Annotated in this window: 5 protein-coding genes; 1 reads left to right on the top strand and 4 read right to left on the bottom strand. The window is 71.9% G+C overall.

Going from position 1 to position 4,523, the window contains the following annotated elements; genetic code table 11:
- Positions 1 to 113: 113 nt before the first annotated feature.
- The 4 genes from ACFULQ_RS48645 to ACFULQ_RS48630 form a co-directional block, all read right to left on the bottom strand.
- Positions 114 to 446 (bottom strand): hypothetical protein, encoded by a 333-nt coding sequence (locus ACFULQ_RS48645; RefSeq protein ID WP_383558153.1) that lies wholly within the window; start codon positions 444 to 446, stop codon positions 114 to 116.
- Positions 446 to 1,360: a thioredoxin family protein gene (locus ACFULQ_RS48640; protein ID WP_383558150.1), complete on the bottom strand. Its 915-nt coding sequence runs from the start codon at positions 1,358 to 1,360 to the stop codon at positions 446 to 448. Before ACFULQ_RS48640 ends, ACFULQ_RS48645 begins: the two co-directional genes overlap by 1 nt.
- Before the next feature lie 82 nt (positions 1,361 to 1,442).
- A complete protein-coding gene (locus ACFULQ_RS48635) occupies positions 1,443 to 2,375 on the bottom strand; it encodes a redoxin family protein (RefSeq protein WP_383558148.1) in 933 nt (310 codons plus the stop codon).
- Between the two features lie 498 nt (positions 2,376 to 2,873).
- A complete protein-coding gene (locus ACFULQ_RS48630) occupies positions 2,874 to 3,080 on the bottom strand; it encodes a hypothetical protein (RefSeq protein ID WP_383558146.1) in 207 nt (68 codons plus the stop codon).
- A gap of 217 nt (positions 3,081 to 3,297) precedes the next feature.
- On the opposite strand from ACFULQ_RS48630, the gene ACFULQ_RS48625 reads away from it, so the two are divergent.
- Entirely contained in the window at positions 3,298 to 4,227 is a 930-nt protein-coding gene (locus tag ACFULQ_RS48625) for a nuclear transport factor 2 family protein (RefSeq protein ID WP_383558144.1), read from the top strand.
- Positions 4,228 to 4,523: the final 296 nt, after the last annotated feature.

Below are 4,523 nucleotides of genomic sequence, written 5' to 3'. Positions count from 1 at the left end.
GGCACGACGACCGGCGGTGGTGGCGCAGGGGAGCCGCCGCCACCGCCGGCCCTCGCGGCCGCACGTCCGTCGCCGTGCTCCGGCCGCCTTCCGGCGTGCCGGAAGGCGGCGCGTCAAGCGTGGTCGAGCGACCGCTCCAGGGCGTGACGGACCAGGGCGGGATCCGGCAGGGGGCTCGGCCGGCCGTCCTGGCGGAAGTAGACGCGGCACGTGAGCGCCGGGGGCGCGCCCTCCTCCGGCGGCACGATGTCCCTGCCGTCGACGCGGATGGTGGGCGAGCCCGTGAAGCACTCACGGGCCGCGTCGGCGTCGGTGACGACCTGCAGTGTCTCGATGCCGGCCGGATCCAGCCCGAGTCCCGTCATCGCCTCCTCCAGCATGGCCCTGGCCGTCCCGTGGGAGGGGCAGCCGGACCACCACAGCAGTTCCACCCGCGGGGCTCTCATCACCGCGTCCACTTGATCGAGCAGCCGACTGGCTCGGTGTCGGCGGGGTCCGGAGCCGTACCGGCGAGGACGTGCTCCAGCGCGCCGCGCAGCCAGCCCGCGTTCAGCGAGTCGTCGGCGACGTCCGCGTCGGGGGCGCCGTGGTACGCCACCGTGCCGTGCTCGTCGAGGACGAACACCTCCGGGGTGTGCCGGGCGCCCCAGCGGCGCGCCACCGCCTGACCCTCGTCGACGAGGTACGGCCCGGCGAACTCCCCCTCGGCGACCCGTTTCCGGGAGGTCTCGACACCGTCCTTGGGGTTCACGGCGGGGTCGTTGGGGTTGATGTGCAGGAAGCGGACACCGCGTGCCGCGTAGTCCCGAGCGACCTGTTGGACCCTGTCGTGCCAGCCGAGGGAGAACGGGCAGTGGTTGCACGTGAAGACCACGACCGTGGCCCTCGCCCCCTCCGGGCTCAGGGAGACCTCGGCGCCGTCCACGTCGGGCAGGACGAAGGCGGGTGCGGTGTCCCCCGGCCGCAAGGGCCGGATCAGGTCCTCGGGTTCGGGGTGGTGGGGCTGCGGGGCGACCTCGGTGATCAGGCCGTCGGCGTCCAGAGTGAAGGTGAAGTCGATGGCGCCCATCGGTCCTCCGGGGCTGGGCAGCGGGGCGCCGCCGGGGCCGACCCCCCGTACGGTCACCCGCTCGTCCGTCCCGACCGGCAGCACACTCCACTCGACCTCGCCGAGCCACCCCGGGGGCATCATGAGTCCGACGATCATGACGACGTTGTCCACTCCTTCGGTCCTGCGTCCGCCGAAGTCGAACACCGCGTCGGGTGCGAGCACGGCCCGCAGCCCCGCCCCCGGGTCCGCCGACTTCTCGGCCGCGAACCAGCCCTGCACGCCGGCGGGTGCCTTCTCCAGATACGTCATGCGCATGCCTCCCAGGAGTCGTCGTGTGGCCTGGACGCCGCGCCGGGCGGTCGCTCCGGGCCACGCTGCGCGTGCGGAGCCCTCATCGCTCCGTCCACTTGATCGAGCAGCCGACGGGCTCGGTGTCGGCGGGGTCCGGGGCCTTGTCGGCGAGGAGGTGATCCAGCGCGCCGCGCAGCCAGCCCGCGTTCAGCGAGTCGTCGGTCGGATCCGAGTCGGGGGCGCCGTGGTACGCCACCGTGCCGTCGTCGTCGAGGACGAACACCTCCGGGGTGCGCCGGGCGCCCCAGCGGCGCGCCACCGCCTGACCCTCGTCCACCAGGTACGGACCGGTGAAGTGCCCGGCGGCGACCCGCTCGCGGCAGTGGTCGAGGCCGTCCTTGGCACCCTGCGCGGGGTCGTTGGAGTTGATGTGCAGCAGGCGCACGCCCCGGTCCGCGTAGTCCCGCCCGGCCCGCTCCAGTCTGTCGTGCCAGGCCAGGGAGAACGGACAGTGGTTGCTCACGAAGACGACGACCGTGGCCTGCGTCCCCTCCTGGCGCAGGGGGACCCCGACGCCCTCGACGTCCGGCAGGACGAAGTCGGGAGCGGTGTCCCCCGCCCGCAACGGGCGGCGCAGGCCGGGCGGTTCGGGTTGGTGCGCCTGTCCGGCCAGGCCGATGATCAGACCTTCCTCGTCCAGGGTGAACGTGATGTCCATGGCGTCCATCCGCTGGGGAGGCGCTCCCGGCACGAACACCTGCACCTGAGTGCCACCGGGGCCGGTGGCCCGGACCGTCACCTGCCCCGCCGCGCCCACCGGAAGCACGCTCCACTCGGCGTCGCCGAGCCAGCCGCCCGGCATCGCGAAGGTGACCGTGGCGACGACGGCTTCGACGCCGCGTATCTTCTGACCGCCGAAGTCCATCACGACATCGGGGCCGAGCACGGTCCGCAGTCCCGCCGCCTGGTCGGCGGAGTTCTCGGCGGCGAACCAGCCCTGGACGGCGGCGGGCGCGCCCTTCAGCGAGGTCATGCGCGGACCGTCCCTGAGGCATTCGGAGTCCAGAGACCGCCGGCCGGGATCCGGGCCGGTCCGCTCCGGACCCGGCAGTGGTCCGCCCGCTCCGCGGACCCGATGGCGCACGCTCTGATCCATGCCACCGCACGACCTCCTGATCGGTGAGTCACCCAAGGCGTCGACGTGCAGGTCGTCGAGAACGGCAGCGCCCCGGTGAGGCGACACCTCGTCACGTCGGCCACTGGCGTGAGACTAGAAGGACCGCTCGGCCGTCGTGCCGTTCCGTTCCGGTCTCCGGTACGGCGAAATGCGGGGCGGCCGCGGCGACTTGCGCCGTGACTCCGCGGACCGATGCCTCCAGGTCTCCGACCATCCCGGGGCCCACGGCGGTCAACACCTCCCGTGCTCCGGGCGGGCCGTCCCGCACCAGACGCCTCCCGAACCGTCGTAGAACCCCTCGCGCGCAGCCCGGCGCCGTCGGCGGGTCACCCGGCCGGCGCCCGCGTACCGCACTCACACCAACGGCCGGAAGCGGACGACTCGACCGCCCTCGGGCCCCGGCTCGTCACCACCGAAGAACTCGACGCCCACCGCGACGACGAAGGACGCCTGGACCTCGGAATCCGCGTCGACGTCGACGGCGTCACCGTCGGTCGCGACCGGCCGACCCCCGCTCGTCCCCGGCGACAGGCTGACCATGACGGTGGAAGGCCTCAGCACCTCACACCACTGACATGACATCAATCCTTCTTGGAACGAAGAGCGCAAATCACCTCAAATACCCAACGCATCGCTCGTAAGTCGAAAGAATTTAGCTGCATAGTCAGCGAATCGACTTGCCATGCAACATCACCTACAGGCAGACTGACGCTTACTAGTGGTTAGCGCTCTCTCGCGGTAACCACAATTTCGATCTTGGAAACGCTCAGGAGAGCCCATGTCTGCCCGCACGTCCGCCCGCAGGGCCGCCACCGCCGCACTCGCGGCGGTGGCGATCACCGCCGTCGGCATCGTTCCCGCCGCGTCGGCCACCACCATGACCGTCACCCAGCAGCACCAGCAGGGCGACAGCGCCCGGCTCGCCCACCAGAAGCGGGTCGCCGTCCACGTCCTGAAGGGCGTGTTCGAGCGGGGCGACACCGGAGTCGTCGACCGGTTCGTCCGCACGGACTACATCCAGCACAATCCGCAGGTCGGCGACGGCGCGGCGGCCCTCAAGGCGGTCGGCCGCTCCTTCCACCAGCAGTTCCCGCAGGCCACGTACTCGGTGAAGCGCGTCATCGCAGAGGGCGACCTGGTTCTCGTGCACTCGAACCTCGTAGCGACGCCCGGCACCCGAGGCAGCGCCGTCGTCGACATCTTCCGCTTCCAGGGAGGGAAGATCGCCGAGCACTGGGACGTACTGGAGGACGTGCCCGCCACCTCCGTCAGCGGCAACGACATGTTCTCCACCCTCAGCCGGCCGCAGACACCCGTCGCCGGGCAGCGATGGCTCACCGAGCGCAACAAGAAGCTGGCGATCGACTACTACGACCGGCTGCTCGTCCACCAGGACCTGTCCGCCATCGACACCTACGTGGCACCCGAGTACCACCAGCACAACCCCGGCATCGCGGACGGCCCGGAGGGGGCGCGGGCCGGTCTCGCCGGCCTGTTCCAGCAGTCCCCGCAGCTCCAGGTCGAGCCCAAGAGGATCATCGCGGAGGGCGATCTCGTGGCGTTCCACAGCCACTTCATCCCCTCGCCGGGTGACCCCGGTCTGGCCATCGTGGACATCTTCCGCATCCGCGACGGCAAGGTCGTGGAGCACTGGGACGTGATCCAGAGCGTGCCGACGACCTCCGCCAACGACAACACGATGTTCTGACGGTACGACGGCGGCCGACCGGGCAGAACCGGCCGACCGGGGACCGCCGTTGCCGCGGGGCGGCGAACACCCCGCGGCAACGGCACCCGCACGACAGCCGACGCAAAACCTAGTCATGTTCGGTATTAGCGAGTAGGGTTCCGGCCGACCCCGGCCCGGCCGGCGGACCTCGGCCCCGCCGACGGACGCCGCCCGCGTCCGCCCGGCCCCCCGCCCCCCCCGCTCCCGCGCCGGCCGCACCCGCGGCCCCCTCCCGCCACTGCACTACCGCGCAGCCGGCCACGCCTGCGCCGCGG

Source organism: Streptomyces sp. NPDC057253 (genome assembly GCF_042669125.1).
Lineage (GTDB): Bacteria > Actinomycetota > Actinomycetes > Streptomycetales > Streptomycetaceae > Streptomyces.
The sequence above is the reverse complement of the archived record's forward strand: the minus strand, read 5'-3'. Positions and strand labels throughout refer to the sequence as shown.

Bases quoted from the DNA above. Each gene is read 5' to 3' on its own strand.
- ACFULQ_RS48645 (WP_383558153.1), bottom strand. From the start codon at position 446: ATGAGAGCCCCGCGGGTGGAACTGCTGTGGTGGTCCGGCTGCCCCTCC.
- ACFULQ_RS48640 (WP_383558150.1), bottom strand. From the start codon at position 1,360: ATGACGTATCTGGAGAAGGCACCCGCCGGCGTGCAGGGCTGGTTCGCG.
- ACFULQ_RS48635 (WP_383558148.1), bottom strand. From the start codon at position 2,375: ATGACCTCGCTGAAGGGCGCGCCCGCCGCCGTCCAGGGCTGGTTCGCC.
- ACFULQ_RS48625 (WP_383558144.1), top strand. From the start codon at position 3,298: ATGTCTGCCCGCACGTCCGCCCGCAGGGCCGCCACCGCCGCACTCGCG.